Source organism: Pigmentiphaga litoralis (genome assembly GCF_013408655.1).
Classification (GTDB): Bacteria; Pseudomonadota; Gammaproteobacteria; order Burkholderiales; family Burkholderiaceae_B; genus Pigmentiphaga; species Pigmentiphaga litoralis_A.
Map to the genome: position 1 here is coordinate 346,770 of NZ_JACCBP010000002.1, position 22,649 is coordinate 369,418.

A 22,649-nucleotide genomic window follows, 5' to 3' on the forward strand; every position below is an offset into this window, starting at 1 on the left:
GCGGCGTGGTCGTGCGCGCGCGGTTCGGCAGGCTGCCCGTCTGGGCAAGACGGTCGCTCAAGATCGGCGGCGGCGTGGTGGCCGGCTGGCTACTGCTGTCGGGCCTGGCCGCGTGGCGCGTGCCGATCCTTGTGCAGGACCTGGCCGCATCGCAATCGGCCGAGATCCTGGGCCGACCGGCGCGCATCGACACGGTCACCTTCAATCCCTTCACGCTGGTGCTCCGCGCGCGCGGCGTGCATGTGTTCGAGCCCGACGGGACCACCCCGCTGCTGACCGTGGCAGGCCTGGACGTGGATGCGTCCATCACGTCCCTGTTCCGGCTGGCGCCCGTGCTCGACCGCATTACCGCGACCGAACCGCGGCTGGCCCTGGTGCGCGAAGACACCCGGCGCTTCAACATCAGCGACATCCTTGAACGCCTTGCTGCGCGGCCCGCCGGCGATGGCGGCACGCCCCGATTTTCCTTGAACAATGTGTCCTTGCAGGGCGGTGATATCACCCTGCAGGACAAGGTCACCGGCCGCACGCACACCGTGCAGTCGCTCGACATCGGCTTGCCTTTCCTGTCGACGCTGCCGTATGCCGTCGAGATCGACGTCCTGCCCCGCCTGACCGCCGTCATCAACGGCAGTCCGCTGGACCTGGGCGGCCGCGCACGGCCGTTCGACGCGTCGCGTACGTCCTCGCTCGACTTCCATCTGGATGGCCTGGCGCTCGATGCCTTTGCCGATGCCTGGCCCTTGCCGTATCCGGTGGCCTTGCGCAAGGGCACGCTGGACGCGCAGCTGCAGATGGTGTTCGACGCCCCGCCCGACGTTGCCCCCACGTTCCGCATCAGTGGGGACGTGGCGTTGAACGACGTCGACGTACGCAGCACGCCGGACGACGCGGCGTTGCTGCAGGTGAAGACGCTGGCCGTGAAAGAGATGGCGGTCGAGCCCCTGGCCAGGCGCGTGACGATAGGGCGCGTGGAAGTCGTGGACCCGCAGGTCAATGTGACGCGGAGCGCGGCGGGGGAAGTGAACGTGGTGCGCGTGGCGACGCCGCAGCCGGGGGCGAAGATGCCTGCGGCGACGACGGCAACATCTTCGGCGCCTGCTGCTGCTTCAGCTGGTCCTACCGCGACGGCGACGCCCGCGCCTGTTGCAGCGAATCCGCCGGCAGCAACCGCTGTTCCACCGACCGCCTCTCGCGCGCCAACGGCTGCGCCCGCCGCCTGGCAAATTGCCGTCAAGGAAGTCGACCTGACCGGCGGCAACGTCCGTTGGCAGGACGCCAAGGACAACTTCGGCACGTCGCTGTCCGGCATTGCCCTGAAGGTAAGCGCGCTCAATTTTCCTGACCCGTCAAACGCGCCCGCAACGTTGTCCCTGGACGCCAAAGTCGCCGATGCGGGTGCAGTGAAGGTAACCGGCCCGGTCCGCCTCCAGCCGTTTGGCGCGGACCTGGACGCCTCCTTGACCGGCTTGGCCTTGCCGGCCCTCACGCCGCTCTGGAAACCCTACGTCGCGCTCGCCATCGATCGCGGCACGCTGGACGTCAAGGCCAAGGTTCGTGCATCGCAAGGCGCAAGCGGCATGCAGGTGGCCTGGAACGACGGCGCCGTCAGCATCAAACAACTACGCGCGGCACCGCTGGCCAATCCTGAATCCCAACTGCAGTTCGACCAGTTGGCCCTGCAAGGCCTGGAAGGCGACCTGCAAGCGCGCCGTGCCCACCTGGGCGCCATTACCCTGAGCGCGCTCAATCTTGCCGCGCAGCGCGATCGCAGTGGCGCGATATCCTGGGCCTCGTTGACGGACACAACGGGTTCCGCGGCAACGGGGGCATCCACCCGTCAGCCGGCAGCCGCAGCGGATCCGAAGCCACCGAAGGGCCGCGCGTCGAAAACGAACGCAGCTGCACCGGCAACGCGTGCCGCAGCCACGCGCGCGGCTACGCCAGCCACGCCCACCGCAGCCACGCCCGGCGCTACGCCAGCCACGTCCGCCGCTTCTCCAGCAACCGCTGCCGCCGCCACACCCGCTGCGACACCCGCTGCGACACCAGCCACGCCCGCCGCCCCCTGGACCGTCTCCGCCACCAGCGTCGCCATTACCGACTCCGCTGTCCGCTTCACCGACGAATCCGTCACGCCCCGCGTCAACGCCCGCCTGGACGACCTGCGGCTGACCACCGGCAAGCTCGCCTGGCCCGCCACCGCCCCCATCGACTTCACGCTGTCCAGCGGCCTGCAACGCGGCGGCAAGCTCGATGCATCCGGCAAGGTCACGCCATCGCCGCTGGCCGTCAACGCCGACCTGACCGCCACCCGCCTGAACCTGACGGCCTTTGCGCCCTACATTGCCGAACGCATCAACGCCACTGTCGCCAGCCTGGTCGTCGGCGCCAAGGGCCGGCTGGACTTTACCGCCGCCGCCGGACGCACCCCGCAGTCCGTGGCCTGGAAAGGGTCGGCCGACGTCAACGACCTGACCCTGCTCGACAAAGCCAACCGCGCCGACTTCCTGCGCTGGCGCCGCCTGGGCTTCAAGCAACTCGACGTCAAACAGCAAGGCGACGTGCTGACCGCCGACCTGGGTGACATCGCCCTGCAAGACTTCTTTGCCCGCGTCATCCTGCGCGAAAGCGGCCGCCTGAACCTGCGCGAACTGCTGGTCACGCCGGGCGAAGAAGGCAATGCGTCGATCACCCAGGCCGCAGGCGAACGCGGCGGCAGCGGCAAGGCCCAGGCGACGGTGGCCACCGCCCCCGACACCGGCAAACGCACCATCCGCATCGGCGGCCTGCAACTGAGCCGTGGCAACATCAACTTCACCGACAACTTCGTCAAGCCCAACTACACCGCCAACCTGACGGACATTGAAGGCGGCATCACCGCGCTGTCCACCGACCGTCCGGAACCCGCCAACGTGACCCTCAAGGGCCGTGTCGATGGCAACGCGCCCGTCGACATCAGCGGCAAGGTGCAACCCTTTGGCGAGCAGCTCTATACCGACATCACCGCCAGCGCCAAGGGGGTCGATCTGCCCGGCCTGACCCCGTACGCCGCCAAATACGCGGGCTACCCCATCGAACGCGGCAAGCTGTCGATGGACGTGCACTACCTGATCGAGAACGGCAAGCTGACCGCCAGCAACAAGCTGCTGCTGGATCAACTGACCTTCGGCGACCGGGTGGACGGTCCGAGCGTGCTCAATCTTCCGGTGCGCCTGGCCGTGTCGCTGCTCAAGAACAGCAAGGGCGAAATCAACCTGGACCTGCCGGTGGCGGGCTCGCTGGACGACCCGCAGTTTTCCATTGGCGCCGTCGTCTTCCGCGCGCTGGGCAACCTGATCGTGCGCGCGGTGACGTCGCCGTTTTCATTGATCGCCTCGGCGTTCGGCGGCAGTGGAGGACAGGAACTGTCGTATGTGGAATTTGACCCGGGCCGCACGGCGCTCGGCAGCACCGCACGCGCCAAGATCGACACGCTGATCAAGGCGCTGAAAGATCGCCCGGCGCTCAAGCTGGATATCAGCGGCCGTGCCGACCCCGCGGTCGATACCGACGCGCTGCGCAAGGTGGGTGTCGAGCAGATGATGCTGGAACAGAAACGGCGCGTCGTGACCCGTCGCAACGACGTCGACCCCACCACGATCACGCTGCAACCAGGTGACGAGTCAACCTATCTGGAAGCCGCCTACAAAGCGGCAAGCTTCGACAAACCGCGCAACGCAATCGGCCTGACCAAGTCCCTGCCCGATGACGAGATGCGGTCCCTGCTTGAAGCGCAGGTGGAAGTCGGCGCACCGCAGCTGCGAGAGCTGGCCGTGCGCCGCGCCCAGGCGGTCATGGCGGTATTGCGCGACGCCGGGCTGAGCGAACGCGCCTTCATCATCACGCCGCACACCGACGCCGAAGGTATCAAGGACGGCAAGACGACGCGTGTGGACTTTTCGTTGAAGTAATCAACGATCAGATCGAAGGCGCCACCACGTTGCTGGCGTGATCCATCACCTTGTTGATGGCGACAAACAACGTGTTGCAGCCATCAACGACTTGGTTGCTGATCGCCACGATCCGTCTGCAGCGCCAGCCAGACCTGCCGCATCGACGGATCGTTCTTGTCCACATCCACCTGGAAGCCCAGGCGGCGCATCAGGGTCAGCATCGGCCCGTTATTGCCCAGCACGAAGCCTTCAATGCGCGACAGCCCCTGGTTGCGCGCCGCTTCGATCAGCGTCGTCATCAGCTGGATGCCCAGCCCCTTGCGCTGCCAGTCATCACCGATCACCAGCGCATATTCGGCGCTTTCGCCATCCGGGTTCAGCAGATAGCGGGCGACCCCGATCACCACTTCGTGCAGCAGGGCAGGGCGCTCGGGATCCGGTTCCCACACCGTGGCGACCACGGCCAGTTCGCGGTGGTAATCGACCTGCGTATAACGCGCCAGCATCCGCGGTGACAGCTCCCGCATCGTCGAAATGAAGCGCATGTAGCGCGTGTGCTCCGACAGCCCGCGCGTAAAGGTCTGCAGCGGCACGGCATCTTCCGGACGGATCGGCCGGATCGTATAGGGCGCCCCGTTCGCAAACTGCGCATGCCGCACCAGCCGCGTGGGATAGGGGTGGATGGCCATGTGCGCATAGGCCGTGGCGCCCGCATCGATGGTGCCCAGTTCCGAGGCGCCTGATGCCGTCGCGCCCTCCGGCAACGCCATGCCCGGCATCAGGGTGATGCGCGTGTCGGCCGCCAGCACACGCGCCCCGTCCACGATGATCGGATTGATATCAATCGTGGCAATGTCCGGCAAGGCACACACGATCTCCGACACCCGCACCAGCGTGTCTTCCAGCGTATCCAGCGCTTCCGGGGATGCGTGACCGGCCAGGGTATGCCGCCACACGGCCGTGCGCTCCATCAGCCGCTGCGCCAGAAAGCCGTTCAGCGGCGGCAGTTCCACGCCGCGCCCGTTGACGGCTTCGGTGCGTGTCCCGCCAGTGCCGAACCGGATCACCGGCCCGAACAGCGGGTCCCGGGCCACGCCGATCGCCACCTTGGCAGCCCCCGGCGGGCTCGACATGGCTTCGACCGTAATGCCCGCCACCCGCGCGTTGGGCGCCGCTTCATGCGCGTTGGCCAGCATGCGGTGATACGCGGTCACGAGCTCGGTCGTGTTCCGGATGTCCAGATGCACCCCGCGCACCGCGGACTTGCGTTCCACATCGGGCGAATCGATCTTGATCGCCACCGGAAAGCCGATCTGCTGCGCGGCAATGACGGCCTCGGCCGCGGAACGCGCCAGCACCACCGACACGACCGGGATATGGAAGGCGGCCAACAAGGCCTTGGCTTCGGGCGTAGTCAACGTCAGCCGTCCATCGGCCCGCGCCGTCTCGATCATGATGCGCGCACCCGTCAGGTCCGGGGACTGGCCCGGCGGCTCGGGCGGCGGCGTCTGCAGCAGCAATTGCTGGTTGTAGTGATAGGTCGCCAGATTGCCGAATGCATCCACGGCGGACTCGGGTGTGCGGAAGGCCGGCGACCCGGCATCGTCCAGCACACGCCGCAGCGGCCGCATGGCCGCGTCGCCCATGAAACAGGTAATCACGGGCTTGGCCGCCTTGGGCGCCACCTCGGTCAAGGCCTGCGCGACCGCTTCCATACTGGCGTCCGGATCCGGCGACAGCACCACCAGCACACCATCCACCCCCGGGTCCGCGACCAGGCTGCGGATGGCCTTGGTACATGCGTCCGGCGTCAAGGCCGAGAACTCCACGACCGGGTTATCGACCCACGACGTCGCGGTCAACGCGCCTGCCAACTCCACCCGGGTGATCTCGTTCAATTCCGCCGGCGACACTGCCGCGCCACCCGGCCCCATCAGATCCAGCGCCAGCTGCGCCGGCCCGCTACCGTTTGCGAACAAGGCAATACGCCGGCCACTCGGGCGCTTGGCAAAACCCAAAGCCTTCACCGCCGAAAACAGCTGCACGAAGTAACGCACCCGCACCGCACCCGCGCGGCGCAGCGCGGCATCGAACACCACGTCGGACGGAATCGTCGACACCGCGCCATCTTGCGCGCCGGTCTCGGCAGGCGCACCCGGCCGCACGCTGGTGCGCGCCTGACCCGCACGACCCGCCTTCAGCACCACCACCGGCTTCACACTGGACGCCGCCCGCACCGCGCTCATGAACTCGCGAGCGTTCTGCACATCTTCCAGGTACAGCGCAATGCTGTCGGTCCGCGGATCGGCCACCAGAAAATCCAGCACCGTCGGCACGTCCAGCATGGCCTCGGCGCCCAAGGACACCACGGTCGAAAATCCCGTGCGATTGTCGTCCGCCCAATCCATCACCACGGCCATGATCGACCGGGACTGCGTCACCAGCGCCACACGCCCCAATCGCGCCAGCCGCGGATGCACGCTGGCATTCAAGCCCGCATGCGGCCGCTGCAAGCCGAAACTGTGCGGTCCCAGCAACATGCAATCGTGCGTCTGCGCCCACCGGCGGCAAAATGCCGTGTCGTCATCCGACGGTTCGTGCGTGATCACGATGGCGGCACGCGGGGGCAGGGCAGACAGCGTTTCGAGCACGCCCCGCAATGCTGCGCGCGGCACCTTGATCACGGCCAGATCCGGCCGCGCCTTGGGGTCCGCACTGCCGCACAACGGCGAGGGCAGGGTGATCCGCTGATTGGCATCGAGCCGAATCTCGGTCGTCGTCGCGCGCAAGGCGGGCGGCAACGTGATCATCAACGGCTGGGGGCGATCGCTGATCGCCAACAGCGAACGCGGGTCGAACAGGGGGGATAAGCTGTGGCGTGACATAGCCCTTTCTCAAGTCCGGCAGGGGCCGGCATGCGGCCATTTCAAGGGATATGCCGTCTCACTGCAAGAGGCTTTTCGTACAATCGGGGATTGGACTGTGCCGCAGTCCCCCCTTTTTCGAGATTGCCCATGAGCACCGACACCCCGACATCGCCCGCCCGCCTGGCTAACGTGCGCACCCGGTTTGCCCCGTCGCCGACCGGCTTCCTGCACCTGGGCGGCGCCCGCACGGCCCTGTTCTCGTGGGCATTCGCGCGCCACCACGGCGGCACCTTCATCCTGCGCGTCGAAGACACCGACGTCGAACGTTCCACGCCCGAAGCCGTCCAGGCCATCATCGACGGCATGCAGTGGCTGGAACTGTCGCACGACGAAGGCCCGTTCTATCAAATGCAGCGCATGGATCGCTACCGCGAAGTCGTGGCGCAGATGCTGGCTGCCGGCACCGCCTACTACTGCTACAGCTCGCCGCAGGAAATCGAAGCCATGCGCGAACTGGCCCGCGCCGAAGGCCGCAAGCCGCGCTACGACGGCACCTGGCGCCCCGAACCCGGCAAGACCCTGCCCGAGGTGCCTGCCGACCGCAAACCCGTGGTGCGCTTCAAGAATCCGGTCGACGGCGACGTCACCTGGAACGACATGGTCAAAGGCCCGATCAGCTTTTCCAACGGCGAGCTGGATGACCTGATCATCGCCCGCCCCGACGGCACCCCCACCTACAACTTCTGCGTGGTGGTCGACGACTGGGACATGAAGATCAGCCACGTCATCCGCGGCGACGACCACGTCAACAACACGCCCCGCCAGATCAACATCCTGACCGCGCTGGGCGCCGCGCTGCCCGAATACGGCCACGTCCCCATGATCCTCGGCCCCGACGGCGAAAAACTGTCCAAGCGCCACGGTGCCGTCAGCGTCATGCAATACGACGACCAAGGCTACCTGCCCGAAGCCATGGTCAACTACCTGGCTCGCCTGGGCTGGAGCCACGGTGACGACGAAATCTTCTCGCGTGACCAACTGGTGGACTGGTTCGACACCCGCAGCCTGTCAAAATCGGCAGCCCAGTGGGACCCGAAAAAGCTGAACTGGGTCAACGCCCACTACATCAAGGCCAGCAGCAACGACGACCTGGCTGCCCGCGTCACGCCCCGCATCGCCAAGCGCGGCGGCAAGACCGACGGGGTCAACCTGGCAGCCATCATGGGCCTGCTCAAGGAACGCGCCGAAACGCTCGAACAGCTGGCCGACGACGCCATGCTCTTCTGCGGCGAATTCGACGCATCCGCGACACCGCCAGAATTAATTTCGCAGCACCTGACCGACGCCACACGCCCGATATTGCAGGACTTCGCCGCCCAGGCCGCCCAGATCGAATGGACGCGCGAGAACATTCAGGGCCTCATGAAGCCACTTCTGGCCAAACATGGGGTTAAAATGCCCCTGTTAGGCATTCCTTTGCGCGTAGCAGTGACCGGCCGGGCCCAAACCCCAGCCATCGACGCGGTTCTGGAATTGCTTGGCAAAGAAGTTGTGCTGGAACGCTTGCACAGGATTTAAAAAGTGTGCATAATGTCGTTCTTCGCTGCACGGGGGTATAGCTCAGCTGGGAGAGCGCTTGCATGGCATGCAAGAGGTCAGCGGTTCGATCCCGCTTACCTCCACCACCAACCTTCGATCAAACAAGTCGGCAGGTTGTGCGAAGAAAGCAGTATGTAGTAAGATAGCGGGCTGCACTAAGCAGTACGTTAGCAAGCAGTGAATGAAAAGCAGTACAAGCTGTCCCCATCGTCTAGAGGCCTAGGACATCACCCTTTCACGGTGAGTACGGGGGTTCGAATCCCCCTGGGGACGCCACCAAACCTGTTGGTTGGGTAGGACAGTTTGTAGTGCTGGTAGTTGAGTTAAGCAGTTAGTAGTGCCGCTGCGGAGCGGTAGTTCAGTTGGTTAGAATACCGGCCTGTCACGCCGGGGGTCGCGGGTTCGAGTCCCGTCCGCTCCGCCAAAAGATTCGAAAGGCCACGTCATCGCGACGTGGCCTTTTTTCGTTGGGGTTGGACTTTTCGGCTGGCGGTTTGTGCTCGGTGGGTCGACGGTCTTGCTGGCCGCGACCGCCGTCACTGTCAGCAGCGCCACCGCCACCGCCACCGCCACCGTCATCCCCAAATCCACCGCGGCAAGTCGTAGAACTACAAAGCTGCGCAGATGATAATAGTTCGCAACAATCGTCCCTCGATCACGCCACCTACGGCGCGGTCAGGGGAGTGGGAATGGCGATTGAAGTGGAAGGTGGAACACTCGAAGAAGTGTTTATCGCGAACCGGGCACCGCTGCGGCGCATCGCGCAGCGCATTGTGGGAAGCCCCGAAATTGCTGACGAGGTCACGCAGGACGCCTACGTCAAACTGGTCACCGGCGGCTTCGACCGCGCTATTGAAAAGCCGTACTGCTACTGCTGCCAGGTCGTCCGCAACGTCGCACGCGACTACTGCCGGCGGCAATCGGCCGAATCCATCTACCGCATCCACACCAGCGACGGCGAACTGCCGCAGGTGTCGGGGGGATGCCGACCCGAACAGCGGCTGCGGGAACGCCAGGTCATCGACGCATTGGGCCGGGTGCTGGACACGCTTCCCGCAAAAACACGGCATGCGTTCGAACAATACCGCCTGGGGGGCTTCACGCAACGCGAACTGGCGGCCGAGATGGGATGCTCGGCCACGCTCATCAACTTCATGATCCGCGACGCCACGCTGGCGATCGCCGGATGCCGCGACATGCTGGACGACTGAACCGACCCGCACAGTCCGCGGTGACCTGACTCCGCATCAACCACCAAAACCTGACCGCCAAGCGCCGTCAGGTTTTTTTGCGTCCAGCGTCGGCAGGAATTTGCGTGTGGCGCTAAGCACTACGTCGTTACGCCGGGCCTGACCCTGGTAAAGCTGACAGTCGCCGTATCCCGTATGACCGCCCCCTGATTGCCAGATAAAACGACTTTCCAGGATCCGCTCAAACGCGGAAACCGATTTGCGCCAGCTGCAAAAATCTAAACAGTGCTGGGACCCTTTCGTCTATTAGGGAAGTTCAGCAGGTGCGCGATGTCCTACCGGCGCCTGCTGAAGACCTTTCCACCCTGTACGAGGATGCCCATGTCCACCAGCTGCTTCGACCGCGAAGACGAAACCTTCATCGTCCTGATCAACCACGAAGAACAGTATTCCATCTGGCCCCACTGGAAGGCCGTGCCCGGCGGCTGGACCGCCATCGACGGCGTCAAGGGCGACAAGAAAACGGTGCTCGCGTACGTGGAGCAGGCATGGACCGACATGCGTCCGCTGTCGCTGCGCAAATGGATGGACGAACAGGCGGCCAAGAAGGCGTCCGAACCCCAATCCTGATCCCGCCGCGCCAGCCGCCGCAAGCCCGCCCCCCAAAGCACCACCGCCAGCCGTCCGCCCCATGACCATCATTCCCCTCACCGCACCCATTGCGCCCAGCGCGCCTTATGGCGCCACGCTGGACCTGCTGGTCCTGCCATGCGCGGGCGCCAGCGCCACCATGTACCTGCGCTGGCGTCGGATGTTGCCCCCGTGGGTGCGGGTCGTGCCGATCGAACTGCCGGGAAGGGGCGCGCGGTGCAACGAACCCTGCGTCAGGCATTTCGACGCGTTGGTCACCCGCCTGTGCGACGAAAACGCGGCCAGTCTGCGGGGCAATTTCGTCCTGCTGGGGCACAGCATGGGCGCCTTGCTGGCCTATGGGATGGCGTTGCGGCAACGCGCGCTGTCCAGGCCGATGCCGCAACTGCTGGTCGTCTCGGCAAGCGCGGCGCCCACATGCCGCAGCCCGGAGCGGTACGCAAGCAGGCATGACGACGCCACGTTGATCGCCGATCTGCGCAAGCAGGGCGGCACGCCAGACGAGGTCTTTGCGCACAGCGACATGTTGCGCATGACCCTCGACACGCTGGCGGCGGATTACGACGTCTGCGCCAGCTTCCCGCCGCGCGAGACCCAGGCGCTTGCCTTGCCCATTCACGCGTTCGGCGGCCGGCACGACAGCATCGCCCTGCACGATATCGAGCAGTGGTACCACGAGACGCGGGGTCGCTTTTCGGTCGACTGGTTCGACGGGGGCCACTTCTTCATCCGCGAAAGGGAAGCCGAGGTGCTGGCCGCCCTCTTGCAGGTGCTGTCACCTCTCGCCAAAGGAGTCGGCGATGCGGCCATTGCGTTTGCCTGACGGCGTTCCCTCCAGCATTCACGTGTTCCAGCGCAAGGTCGATCTGCGCACGACGGTGCCGGACGCCGATTGGGCCCTGCTCAATCAGGAAGAGCGTGATCGCGCCCTGCGCTATGGGCAGCACGCGGACCGCATGCGCTTCGTCTGCGCCCGCGCCGGCTTGCGGCAGGTGCTTGGGGATGTGATGGGCCTTCGGCCTGGGCATGTCGTGTTCGAGACCAGCCGGCATGGCAAGCCACAGCTGCAAGTCGCCTGCGCCATGGACGACTCGCTGCATTTCAACGTCTCTCATGCCGGCGAGTACGTGCTGATCGCGCTGTCCACCGACCGCGATGTCGGCGTCGACATCGAACGGCGTGACCCCACGCTCGACATTCCGGAACTCGAACCGCACATCCTTTCCGACCGCGAATGGCGGGCCGATGTGACCCAGCGCCCGCGCTTCTTCGACTGCTGGACTGCCAAGGAAGCCGTGCTCAAGGCCATCGGCATCGGCGTCGCCGCGCACCTGCGCGACCTGTCGGTGCTGCTGCCCGACGAAGCGGGCGGTGACCACTATCGCCTCGTCATCGAAGGCATGGACTCGCCCGGCGTCAGCGCCTGTCGCCTGTGGGCGCCCAAGGGCTACGCGGCTGCACTCGCGTGGATAGGAACTGACTGAAGGAGTTGTGATGAATGCATCGATCCAGCGATTCGAACGCAAGGCGCCACCCGGATCCGACCTGCCCGTGCTGATGGTGCCGGCGGTTCAAGGCGAGTCGTTGCTGGACGCGCTGCCCCGGCTGCAGTCCGACATCGAGGCGCACCTGGCGACGGTGGGCGGCGTGTTGTTGCGCGGCTTCGACGTTCCTTCCGTTGACCGCTTCCGCGAATTCGCAGCCGGCTTCGGGCACCCGTTGCTGAGCTACGAGTTCGGATCGACGCCGCGCTCGGGCCTGGGCGGTGGCGTCTATACCGCCACCGAATACCCGTCCCACCAAGCCATCCCTTTGCACAACGAACAGGCCTACACCCGCGTGTGGCCCATGAAGATCTGGTTCCACTGCGTGACGCCCGCGCTTGAACAGGGCGAAACGCCCATCGCTGACAGCCGCGCCGTCCTGAAGCGCATGCCTGCCGCCATCCGTGAACGGTTCGCGCCCGGACTGGTTTACATCCGCAACTATGGCGACTTCGATGTGCCGTGGCAAAAGGTCTTCAACACCGAACACCGCCACGAAGTCGAGGCTTTCTGCCGCCAGGCTGGCATTGCCTTTGAGTGGAAACCCGATGGCGACCTGCGCACCACGCAACGTTGCCAGGCGATTGAAGCCCACCCTGTTACGCAAGAGCAGGTCTGGTTCAACCAGGCGCACCTGTTCCATGTGTCGAACCTGCAGCCTGAAGTCCGCGAAACGCTGGAAGACGTGCTGGGCATCGACAACATGCCACGCGACACCACGTTCGCCGACGGGTCCCGCATTCCCGACGCCATGCTCGATGAGGTGCGCGGCGTGCTCGACGCCGAAGCCGTGTCCTTCCTCTGGGAAAAGGGCGATGTGCTGATGCTCGACAACATGCTGGTCGCCCACGCGCGATCCCCTTTCAAAGGCCCCCGAAAAGTCGTCGTGGCCATGGCCGAGTCACACAGCAATCTGCAAGCGCACTGAACCATCCCGCACTGAGCCATCCCGCATCCCGCGCCCACCGCGCAACGAGGTACCCATGACGACCGATTCCGCGTCCATGAACGACACCTTCATCCCGCCGACCGACTTTGTCGAATGCCTGCAAGAGCTGGCCGCGGCCCGACCCGACGACACGGCCCTGACGGTCGTTGCCGAACGCAACGATCACTGGATCGAAACTGTCCTGACCTACCGCGTCTTCACGCAACGCGTCCTGGCACTGGCCGCCACGTTGCAACGGCTGTTCACCAGAGACGAACGGGTCTTGATCCTGCTCGACAACGACGAGCACTACGCCGTCAGCATGTTTGCGTGCTTCCACGCCGGCGTGATTGCCGTGCCGGTGTTCCCTCCGGAGTCGGCACGCCCGCAGCACATGGCGAGGCTGGCTGGCATCGCCGTCGATGCGCAGGCGTCGGGCATCCTGACCTTGAGCACGCTCAAGGACATGGTCGGCACGGCTGCCAGCCAGCTGGGCGTGTCCACGGTCATTGCGGTGGATGACATCGACCGCACCGTCGCCGACACCTGGCACCCCCACCGCCCGGCGGCGGACGACGTCGCATTCCTTCAGTACACGTCCGGTTCCACGTCCGCACCCAAAGGCGTCATGGTGACGCACGCGAACCTGATGGCCAATGAACGCGCCATCCGCGAAGGACTGTCCATCGGCGCCAGCGACATCTTCGGCGTCTGGTCCCCCCTGTTCCACGACATGGGCCTGATCGGCGGCCTGCTGCAGCCCTTCTATAGCGGCATACCGTGCGTGCTGTCGTCGCCCCGCTTCTTTCTCGAACGCCCCGTGCGCTGGCTGCAGATGATCGCCCGCCACCGCGTCACCATCAGCGGTGGCCCCGACTTTGCGTATCGCCTGTGCCTGGACCGCATCAACGATGCGCAGATCGACGATCTGGACTTGTCCAGCTGGCGCATCGCTTACACCGGGGCCGAGCCCGTCCGCCACGACACTATGGACGCCTTCAGCCAACGTTTTGCATCGGCGGGTTTCGATGCGGGCGCCGTCTACCCGTGCTATGGCTTGGCTGAAGCCACCTTGTTCGTGACCGGCGGGCGGCGCGGGAACGGCATGGTCGTCAGCCGCTTCGATGACAGCGCCCTGGGCGATCGCCGCGTGCAGCCTGACCTGGAAGGCGCCGCCCTGGTCGGTTGCGGCAGCGTGCCGCATGGACACCACGTCCGCATCGCCGACCCCGACACCGGCAGGCCTGCGGCCGATGGCGTCATTGGCGAAATCTGGGCAGCCGGCGCCAGCATCGCGTCGGGCTACTGGAACAAGCCGGCAGAGACGGCAGCAGCCTTTGTCGAGCGCGACGGCACACGGTGGTTGCGCACCGGCGACCTTGGCTTCCTGCACGACGGCCACCTGTTCGTGGCCGGCCGGCTCAAAGACATGATCATCGTTCGCGGGCACAACCTGTATCCCCACGACATCGAACGCGTCGTCGAAAGCCAGATCGAAGCCGTGCGGAAAGGCCGCGTCGCAGCGTTCGCGGTGTTGATCGATGGCATCGAAGGCATCGGCGTCGCCGCGGAAGTGTCGCGTGGCCTGCAGAAACTGGTTGCGCCCCAGATCCTGGCTGACGCCATTGGCGTGGCCGTCAGCGAACAATGCGGCCAGGCGCCCGCCACCATCGTGCTGCTCAACCCAGGCGCCATGCCCAAGACGTCGAGCGGCAAGCTGCAGCGGTCGGCATGCAGGAAGGGATGGGAGAAACGGTCACTGGATGCCTATGCCGCATTCCAGAATGGGCAATGCGTGGTGGGGGAGGGCACGGCAGGAGCCAGCGGTACCCCCCACGCGACCGCTGCCGCCGACGCCACCGCATCCGACGACGTCACGCGCGACCTGGCCGACATCTGGCGCGACCTGCTCGGCCACGACCCCTCCTTTCGCTACGCAAGCGATGCCCATTTTCTTGCCCTGGGCGGAAATTCACTGGCCGCCGTGCAACTGGCTGCGCGCATATCGCAGCACTGGTGCGTCCCCTTCACGATCAGCCACATCTTCGACCACCCGCGCCTTGCGGCGCAGGCCGCGGCGATCCGCGCGCAGAAGCAATCCGGCGCACCGGTGCCGGCAGACGTAATCCCGGTGCTGTCGGCCGACCGGCGCGCCCAGCCCCTTCCGCTGTCGTCGGCGCAGCAGCGGCAGTGGTTCCTGTGGCGGATGGATCCGCTCAGCACGGCGTATCACGTGTTGGGAGCGCTGCGGCTCAAAGGTCAGATCGACATTGACGCGCTACGCCATGCCGTCAGCGTCATGGCCAAGCGGCACGAATCGCTGCGCACGACCTTCATTGTCGAATCGGACGGCGCTATCAGCCAGGTCGTCCATGCCGACCGGACGATCGATGTTCAGCTGGTCGACCTGCGCCATGTGGCGTCTGCCGAACGCGACGTGCGTTCGACAGCGAGTCTGCACGCATTGCTGGGCGACCCGTTCGACCTGATTGATGGCCCTGTGGCGCGTGTCGCGCTTGTCTGGCTGGACGAACAGGTCTGCATCCTTGCCCTGGCCATGCATCACATCGTGTCCGATGGCGCATCGATGCGGATACTGATGAGCGAACTCGGCGCAATGTACTCGGCGGGCACCGCCGTCGACGCAGACACGGTACTGCCGGCCGCGCCACTGCAGCATGGCGACTATGCCGTGTGGGAACAGGCCGGAGGAAACGACCGCGACACTGCGCAGCAGCTGACCTACTGGCGTGAAACGCTTGCCGTCGAACCCGGCGATGCGCATCCCGTCCTGACCCTGGCAACGGATCACCCTCGCACGTCGACCACGCAATATGTTGGCGGCCGATGCAGTCTTCCGCTTCAAGAAGCCTTGTTGTCCAGGCTAAGGGCATTGGCCGCTCGCCACGACGCAACGCTTCCCATGCTTTTGCTGTCGGCCTTTCAGGCGCTGCTGTATCGATATACGGGGCAGCGCGACATCCGTGTCGGCGTACCCGTCGCGAACCGCACGCAACCGCAATTGGCGAACGTGGTGGGACTCTTCGTCAACACGCTGGTCGTCCGGCAGCTTTTTGAGGGTGGTGAGCCACTGGACCAGGTGCTCACGAATACCCGACACGCAATGATCGGCGCGCAACGCCACCCGTCCCTGCCGCTCGAGGCGTTGGTCGAAGTGCTGAATCCGGAACGCAGCGCCAGCCACAGTCCACTCTTCCAGGTGCTCTTCAATTACTTGCAGGATGACCGCAACGCACTTGAGCAATGGCGACACGTCGAAGTCGAACGCTGCGAGTTGACGCCAAGCGATGCGCAATTCGATCTTGCGCTGGATGTCCACGAACGCGTCCAGGGTGCGGTGACGGCCACATTCGTCTATGCGGCCAACCTTTTCGAGTCGGCAACGATCGACCGGATGTCCCGCCATTTCCTCAGGGTGCTGACCGCGTTTGCCGATGACCCGCTGGGTTGTGTTGGCGACGTCAACCTTCTCGAGCCCAGCGAGCAGCAGGACTTGTGCGTGTGGAGCGAAGACCCAACCCCGTACCAGGAAGACGAGCCGGTCCACCGCCTGATTGAACGACAGGCAGGTCAGCACCCGGACCGGATCGCAGTACTGTTCGCCGGGCAATCCATGACCTATGCCGAACTGAACCGCCGCGCCAATCGGCTGGCGCACTATCTGATGGGCCTGGGCGCAGCGAACGACGGGCTGATCGGTGTCTGCATGGAACGCTCGCCGGAACTCGTGGTTGCGATGCTTGCCGTGCTGAAGGCCGGCGCGGCGTACGTGCCGTTGGAGCCTGCCTATCCGGCCAAACGCATCGCGGACATGCTGCACGAAAGCGGCGTCATCCTGTCGCTCACCCATACACCCACCCATGCCACCGTCGCGCGCCATGACACGCTGCCGTTCATCAACGTGGACGCGCTCGATCTGGCGGGCTTTTCAACCGCCAATACCGGCGTCGAGGTTCACGGCGAGAACCTGGCGTATGTGATCTACACCTCTGGTTCAACAGGGCGGCCGAAGGGCGCGGCCAATCGGCACGGCGCGTTACTGAACCGACTTGCGTGGATGCAGGATGCCTACGCGCTGGACCCGTCTGATGCGGTCCTGCAAAAAACGCCGTTCAGTTTCGACGTGTCGGTGTGGGAATTTTTCTGGCCGCTGATGACAGGTGCGCGACTCGTGCTTGCCGAACCTGGGGAGCATCGGGATCCGGAGCGCGTGCGGCAGTTGATCCGTACGCATGGAATCACCACGCTGCACTTCGTGCCTTCCATGCTTGCCGCCTTCCTGTCGCACGACAACGCGCAGGCGTGCGACAAGGTGAAACGTATCGTGTGCAGCGGCGAGGCACTGTCCGCCGAGTTGCAGAACGACGTGTTCCAGAAGCTGCCGCACGTCGAACTGGTCAACCTGTATGGCCCGACCGAAGCGGCCATCGATGTGACGCACTGGACTTGCCACGACGACGATGCGCATCTGGTGCCTATCGGCTATCCCATCGGCAATGTGGTCGTGCGGGTGCTGGATGAGCGGCTCAACCAGGTTCCCGCAGGGGTCGCAGGCGAGTTGTATCTGGGCGGCGTGGCGTTGGCACGCGGGTATGCAGGCCGGCCCGGGCTGAGCGCCGAACGATTCGTCGCCGACGTGGCCGCGGTTGGCGGCGCCCGGCTCTACCGGACTGGCGATCGGGTGCGATGGAATGCGGCCGGTCATCTCGAATACCTGGGTCGCCTCGATCACCAGGTCAAGATCCGGGGCTTCCGTGTGGAACTGACCGAGATCGAAGCGCAACTGCTGGCGCAACCCGAAGTCCGTGATGCGGCGGTGGTCGTCAAGGAGACGCCTGGCGGCCAGCAACTCGTCGCGTACCTGTCAGCCCGGCCCGGCAAGATCATCGATGTGTTCGACATGCGGGATCGACTCAGCAGGTCCTTGCCTGACTACATGGTGCCTGCTGCGCTGGTCGTGCTGACCGAGCTGCCTGTCAGTGCGAACGGAAAACTTGATCGCAACGCATTGCCTGCTCCCGTCTATATCAGCGCCCACGCCTACACCGCGCCGCAAGGTCGCACCGAAGAGATCATCACCGACATCTGGGCCTCCGCGTTAGGGCTCGCCCGCGTCGGTGCCGAGGACAACTTCTTTGAACTCGGTGGCCATTCCCTCTTGCTGGTCCGCGTCCATGCCGCGTTGGAAGACGCGCTGCATCCGGGTCTGTCAGTCATCGACTTGTTCAAGTATCCGACGATTCGGGCACTGGCCCGCCGCATCGACCACGGCCACAGCGACGCCGAGGCCCGTCGGGGCATGGACCACCGAAGCGCGCCCCATGCTGGCCGCCGCGCCGCGCTGCTCAGCCGTAACCGATCACATGCAAGGAGCCGGTCATGACAGATCCGACGCAACACCACGGGGTTTCCGGCCTGGACGTGGCAATCATCGGCATGGCCGGACGATTCCCGTCTGCCGACAACGTTGATGCACTCTGGGAAAACCTCTGCAACGGGGTCGAAGCCGTCACGCGCTATGACGACGACGCACTGGCCGCTTTGCACGTGCCCCACGAACTGATTGCCGATCCGGACTACGTCAAGGCAGGCGTGCGCTTGGACGGCGTGGACCGTTTCGATGCCGCGTTCTTCGGCTACACCCCCCGCGACGCGGAACGCATCGACCCCCAGCACCGCATCTTTCTTGAATGCGCATGGCACGCGTTGGAACATGCCGGTTACGACCCTTACCGCTACAACGGATTGGTCGGTGTCTATGCGGGCTCAGGCGCCAATGTCTATCTGATGCGCAATCTGTTGCGAGGCGGCGACCTTGAACAGGGCACGGGCGTTGCCGAGCTGCTAGGACTGATGAGCGGCAACATGCCCGATGCCCTGGCCACCCGGGTGGCCTACAAGCTGAACCTGCGTGGCCCTGCCGTCACGGTGCAGACCGCATGCTCCACGTCATTGATGGCGGTCCACACCGCATGCCAGGCACTGCTGGGCCACGAATGCGACATGGCCCTGGCCGGCGGCGTGTCGCTCAACCTGCTGCAGAACGGTGGTTACCGATACCAGGCCGGCGCGATCTTTTCGCCCGACGGCCATTGCCGCGCCTTCGATGCCAAAGCCGCCGGCACGTTGCAGGGCAGCGGCGCCGCGCTGGTCGTGCTCAAACGGTTGGCTGATGCCGTGCGCGATGGCGACATCATTCATGCCGTCATCAAGGGCAGCGCTGCCAACAACGACGGGTCCGAGAAGGTCGGCTTCACGGCCCCCAGCGTCAACGGCCAGGCGGCCGTCATCCGCGCGGCCCAAGAGGTGGCTGATGTTTCAGCCGACTCGATCGGCTATGTCGAAGCACACGGCACCGGGACGACGTTGGGCGATCCCATCGAGGTTGCTGCCCTGACGCAAGCGTTCCGCGCCAGCACGGCGCGCACGCAGTATTGCGCCATCGGTTCGGTCAAGACCAACATCGGTCATCTGGACGCGGCCGCCGGCGTGACCGGCCTGATCAAAGCCACGCTGGCGCTCAAGCGTCGCACCCTGCCGCCCAGCCTGAACTACGAGACGCCGAATCCGCAGATCGACTTTGCAAACAGCCCGTTCTACGTCAACACCGTATGCAAGCCGTGGGAGACGGACGGCGCTGTGCGACGTGCAGGGGTCAGTTCATTCGGCATTGGCGGAACCAATGTGCATGTGATTCTCGAAGAAGCGCCGCCGCACATGGCTGCCGATATCGCTGCAGCGCAGCCCCCCGCCACCGCGCTGCACCTGCTGCCGGTCAGCGCACGAACCGGAAGTGCATTGAAGGCTGTCATGCAGAACCTGGGCGACGCGCTTGAGCGTGCGCACGACGTGACGCTGCATGACGTCGCCCACACGCTACGAGCCGGACGGCGGCACATGCCTCACCGCGCCGCTGTCCTGGCTCGCAGCACCGCTGCCGCAGCAGACGCCTTGCTGTATCGCGATGCCGCAACAATCGTTGAAGGCCAGATCCTGTCCGAACGGCCGTCGGTCGCCTTCCTGTTCCCCGGCCAGGGCGCTCAACACGTCGGCATGGGCAAGGCGCTGTACGACAGCGAACCCGTATTCCGGGACTGCATCGACCGGTGCAGCGCGCTCTTGCGACCCCATCTCGCCCTGGATCTGCGCGACCTGCTGTTTCCCACCGCCGACCAGGCCGTCGCTGCCGCCGAAAGGCTCGCACAAACGGCAATGACCCAGCCCGCGCTATTCGTGGTCGAGTACGCCATGGCGCAGTGGTGGCAACATCAGGGCATCCAGCCCGACGCCATGCTCGGCCACAGCATTGGCGAATACACCGCCGCATGCGTCGCAGGCGTCTTCACGCTTGAAGACGGACTGAGCATCGTCGCGGCACGGGGGCGACTCCTCCAATCCATGCCGCCCGGCGCCATGCTCGCCATCAGCCTGCCCGAAAAGGAGCTGCGCGCGCATCGCTACGCCGGCTGCGACCTGGCGGCAGTAAATGCAGACGACCTGTGCGTGCTGTCAGGCCCCGCTGACGCCATCGAACGCGCCGAGCAGGACCTCCTGTCCCGCGGCATCGGTGCGCGGCGCCTGCACGTCTCTCATGCCTTCCATTCCGCCATGGTCGAACCCATGCTCGCCCGCTTCGAAGCGCTGCTGGCCACCGTGCCGCTGCGCGCCCCGGCGATCCCATTTTTGTCCAACGTTACCGGCTGCTGGATCACCGACGATCAAGCCACCAGCCCCGCCTACTGGGCAAATCACGTGCGCAGCACCGTGCGCTTTGCCGATGGCCTTGGCGTGCTGCTGGAAAAGTCGGATCGCGCGGTGCTCGAAGTCGGGCCAGGGGATACGTTGACCGGACTTGCCCGGCGCCATGCCGGGGTTGCCGGCCGCCCGGCGACCGCATCGCAATGCCATCCCCAACGCGCGGCCAGCAACGGCGAGCAGCCCGCGCGATGCCTGGCGCAGTTGTGGGTGGCCGGGGTCGATGTGCAGGCGTTGCGCGGCAAGGGGGCGGGGCGAAGAGTGCCTTTGCCGGGGTATCCGTTCGAGCGGGAGCGGTATTGGGTGGAGCGCGCTGCCAATGCGCACGGGGCGGATAGACACCGCGACGTCACGCCGACGGATGACGTTCAACGGTGGATGTACGCGCCAGTATGGAAGCGCGAACGGCTCGACCCGCGTCAGGTCGATGCACCCGTCACGGAGACAGCCTGCGTCTTGGTCGTGGGTGACGCGCAAGACTTGGTGGACGCGGTCGGCAAAGCCTTAAGGGCGAGCGGGCGCTCGGTGGTCCGGGTGTGCGCCGGACGTCAATTCGCGGTGATGGCAGACAGCTCGTACACCGTTCGTATGGAAGAAAGCGCGGATATCGAAGCCTTGCTTGCCAGTGTTGAAAGCCGTCTGGGGCCGGTGTCCGAGGTCTGCCATATGTGGAGTACGGATCCAGCGACAGTTATTCCCGATCCCCATGCCTCGATAACGAAGGGATTCTTCAGTGTGCTGGCGATCACGCGTGCCTTGGGCAAGGGCGCGCATCGCCCTGTTGTGCTGACCCTGGTGTCGACGGGACTGGAAGACGTCATCGGCACGGAACTCCTATTCGAAGAACGCGCCATGCTTTACGGACCGCTCAAGGTGATCCCTCAAGAGTACCCGCACATCGCGTGCCGTCTTGTCGACGTGGTGCCTCCCACTACACGTGAGTCCGCGTCGCGTGTCGCACAGCAGATCGTCAAAGAGATGGAGGACGGCGACAGGACCCGCGTCGTGGCGTACCGCGGTGCGCACCGGTGGGTGAAGACCTATGACCGCGTAGCTGGCAAGACAGCGGTCGTTCAACGTTTCCGCAAGCACGGTGTGTACCTCATTACGGGGGGGCTGGGCGGCATGGGCCTGGCGTTCGCAACGTACTTGGCGCAGCACTGGCAAGCACGACTCGTGTTGCTGGCACGCAGTTCACTGCGGGCCCCAAGCACGGCGGTCGCAGATCTTGAACGCTTGGGGGCGAAGGTGCTCGTGATTCAGGCAGACGTCGCAGACGAAGCCCAACTGCGCGATGCCCTGAAATCCATCGAACGCGACGTTGGTCCGCTGAACGGCGTCGTCCACGCCGCTGGCATCGCAGGCGGTGGACTGATTGCCAGCAGCACGCCTGCGCAGGCAGACAAGGTATTCGCCGCAAAAGTCCGCGGAACCAAAAAGCTTCTGTCGCTTCTTGCGGACAAGCCCGTCGACTTCATCGTCCTGTGCTCATCGCTTGCGGGCGTGGCAGGGGGAATAGGCAAGGTCGACTACGCCGCTGCCAATGCCTACATGGATGCAGCTGCAATGCGCGCTCAGCGTGATGATCGGCGCGTCATCTCGATCGCCTGGGATGGTTGGCGTGGCGTGGGCATGGCGGCGAGAACCGACATGCCCGAGGGGGCAGGGATTGATCCATCCTCGGGTGTCCTTGCCTTCACGCACATCGTCAACGGAATGGGTGCTCCGCAGATTGTCGTGTGTCCCGACGACTTGAACGCACGCTTGAACATGGACGTAACCGCCATGCTCGAATTTGCGCAGTCCTCAGTGCCCGCATCCAGGGCGCTTTCTAGCCGATCGCGTCCTGAGCTTGACGTTGTATTTGTTGAACCATGTGGTGAGTTGGAGACCGGTCTAGCGAGCATATGGACGGACCTGACAGGCGTTTCGCCTGTCGGTGTACACGACAGCTTATTCGACCTGGGAGGTGACTCTTTGCTCGCTATCAGGGTGTTAGCAAAAGTCCGGGCTGAATACGGGATCGCGATCGATCCTACTGAATTCTTTAAAGACCCCACAATTTCGGAACTGGCGGCGGTCGTGGAAAGCCGCTTGATCGATGAGATCGAGCTGGAGTGTGATGCATCGTCGGCTGAGGGATCGGCTAATGAATAATC

Annotated in this window: 10 protein-coding genes and 3 tRNA genes; 12 read left to right on the top strand and 1 reads right to left on the bottom strand. The window is 64.9% G+C overall.

The window, feature by feature from the left end; genetic code table 11:
- Positions 1 to 11 precede the first annotated feature (11 nt).
- Positions 12 to 3,953, top strand: coding sequence for a DUF748 domain-containing protein (locus tag HD883_RS21845; RefSeq protein WP_179589097.1), 3,942 nt, complete (start codon positions 12 to 14; stop codon positions 3,951 to 3,953).
- Between the two features lie 83 nt (positions 3,954 to 4,036).
- On the opposite strand, the gene HD883_RS21850 is transcribed toward HD883_RS21845, so the two are convergent.
- Positions 4,037 to 6,820 (bottom strand): bifunctional acetate--CoA ligase family protein/GNAT family N-acetyltransferase, encoded by a 2,784-nt coding sequence (locus HD883_RS21850; protein WP_179589098.1) that lies wholly within the window; start codon positions 6,818 to 6,820, stop codon positions 4,037 to 4,039.
- 129 nt (positions 6,821 to 6,949) lie between these two features.
- Here HD883_RS21850 and gltX point away from each other — a divergent pair, with 129 nt between their 5' ends.
- The 11 genes from gltX (at position 6,950) to HD883_RS21905 (ending at position 22,647) form a co-directional block, all read left to right on the top strand.
- Positions 6,950 to 8,380, top strand: coding sequence for a glutamate--tRNA ligase (gene gltX, locus HD883_RS21855; protein WP_179589099.1), 1,431 nt, complete (start codon positions 6,950 to 6,952; stop codon positions 8,378 to 8,380).
- Between the two features lie 31 nt (positions 8,381 to 8,411).
- Positions 8,412 to 8,487, top strand: a tRNA-Ala gene (locus tag HD883_RS21860).
- Positions 8,488 to 8,601: 114 nt separating this feature from the next.
- A tRNA-Glu gene (locus tag HD883_RS21865) sits at positions 8,602 to 8,677 on the top strand.
- 71 nt (positions 8,678 to 8,748) lie between these two features.
- Positions 8,749 to 8,825: transfer RNA gene (locus tag HD883_RS21870), tRNA-Asp, on the top strand.
- A gap of 265 nt (positions 8,826 to 9,090) precedes the next feature.
- On the top strand, positions 9,091 to 9,612 hold the full coding sequence (locus tag HD883_RS21875; protein ID WP_179589100.1) for a sigma-70 family RNA polymerase sigma factor: 522 nt from the start codon (positions 9,091 to 9,093) through the stop codon (positions 9,610 to 9,612).
- Between the two features lie 360 nt (positions 9,613 to 9,972).
- Positions 9,973 to 10,221 carry an MbtH family protein gene (locus HD883_RS21880; RefSeq protein WP_179589101.1) on the top strand — a complete coding sequence of 83 codons (249 nt, stop codon included), beginning with the start codon at positions 9,973 to 9,975 and terminating at the stop codon, positions 10,219 to 10,221.
- 61 nt (positions 10,222 to 10,282) lie between these two features.
- Positions 10,283 to 11,065, top strand: a complete 783-nt coding sequence (locus HD883_RS21885) for a thioesterase II family protein (protein ID WP_179589102.1) — start codon at positions 10,283 to 10,285, stop codon at positions 11,063 to 11,065.
- A complete protein-coding gene (locus tag HD883_RS21890; protein ID WP_179589103.1) occupies positions 11,043 to 11,726 on the top strand; it encodes a 4'-phosphopantetheinyl transferase family protein in 684 nt (227 codons plus the stop codon). Before HD883_RS21885 ends, HD883_RS21890 begins: the two co-directional genes overlap by 23 nt.
- Positions 11,727 to 11,736: 10 nt before the next feature.
- Entirely contained in the window at positions 11,737 to 12,714 is a 978-nt protein-coding gene (locus HD883_RS21895; protein WP_179589104.1) for a TauD/TfdA family dioxygenase, read from the top strand.
- A gap of 55 nt (positions 12,715 to 12,769) precedes the next feature.
- Complete coding sequence (locus tag HD883_RS21900; RefSeq protein WP_179589105.1) at positions 12,770 to 18,118, top strand: non-ribosomal peptide synthetase; 5,349 nt, start codon at positions 12,770 to 12,772, stop codon at positions 18,116 to 18,118.
- Positions 18,115 to 22,647 carry a type I polyketide synthase gene (locus tag HD883_RS21905; RefSeq protein WP_179589106.1) on the top strand — a complete coding sequence of 1,511 codons (4,533 nt, stop codon included), beginning with the start codon at positions 18,115 to 18,117 and terminating at the stop codon, positions 22,645 to 22,647. The genes HD883_RS21900 and HD883_RS21905 overlap by 4 nt, the downstream gene beginning before the upstream one ends.
- Positions 22,648 to 22,649 lie beyond the last annotated feature (2 nt).

Bases quoted from the DNA above. Each gene is read 5' to 3' on its own strand.
- HD883_RS21890 (WP_179589103.1), top strand. From the start codon at position 11,043: ATGCGGCCATTGCGTTTGCCTGACGGCGTTCCCTCCAGCATTCACGTG.
- HD883_RS21895 (WP_179589104.1), top strand. From the start codon at position 11,737: ATGAATGCATCGATCCAGCGATTCGAACGCAAGGCGCCACCCGGATCC.
- HD883_RS21875 (WP_179589100.1), top strand. From the start codon at position 9,091: ATGGCGATTGAAGTGGAAGGTGGAACACTCGAAGAAGTGTTTATCGCG.
- HD883_RS21885 (WP_179589102.1), top strand. From the start codon at position 10,283: ATGACCATCATTCCCCTCACCGCACCCATTGCGCCCAGCGCGCCTTAT.
- HD883_RS21880 (WP_179589101.1), top strand. From the start codon at position 9,973: ATGTCCACCAGCTGCTTCGACCGCGAAGACGAAACCTTCATCGTCCTG.
- HD883_RS21905 (WP_179589106.1), top strand. From the start codon at position 18,115: ATGACAGATCCGACGCAACACCACGGGGTTTCCGGCCTGGACGTGGCA.
- HD883_RS21850 (WP_179589098.1), bottom strand. From the start codon at position 6,820: ATGTCACGCCACAGCTTATCCCCCCTGTTCGACCCGCGTTCGCTGTTG.
- gltX (WP_179589099.1), top strand. From the start codon at position 6,950: ATGAGCACCGACACCCCGACATCGCCCGCCCGCCTGGCTAACGTGCGC.
- HD883_RS21900 (WP_179589105.1), top strand. From the start codon at position 12,770: ATGACGACCGATTCCGCGTCCATGAACGACACCTTCATCCCGCCGACC.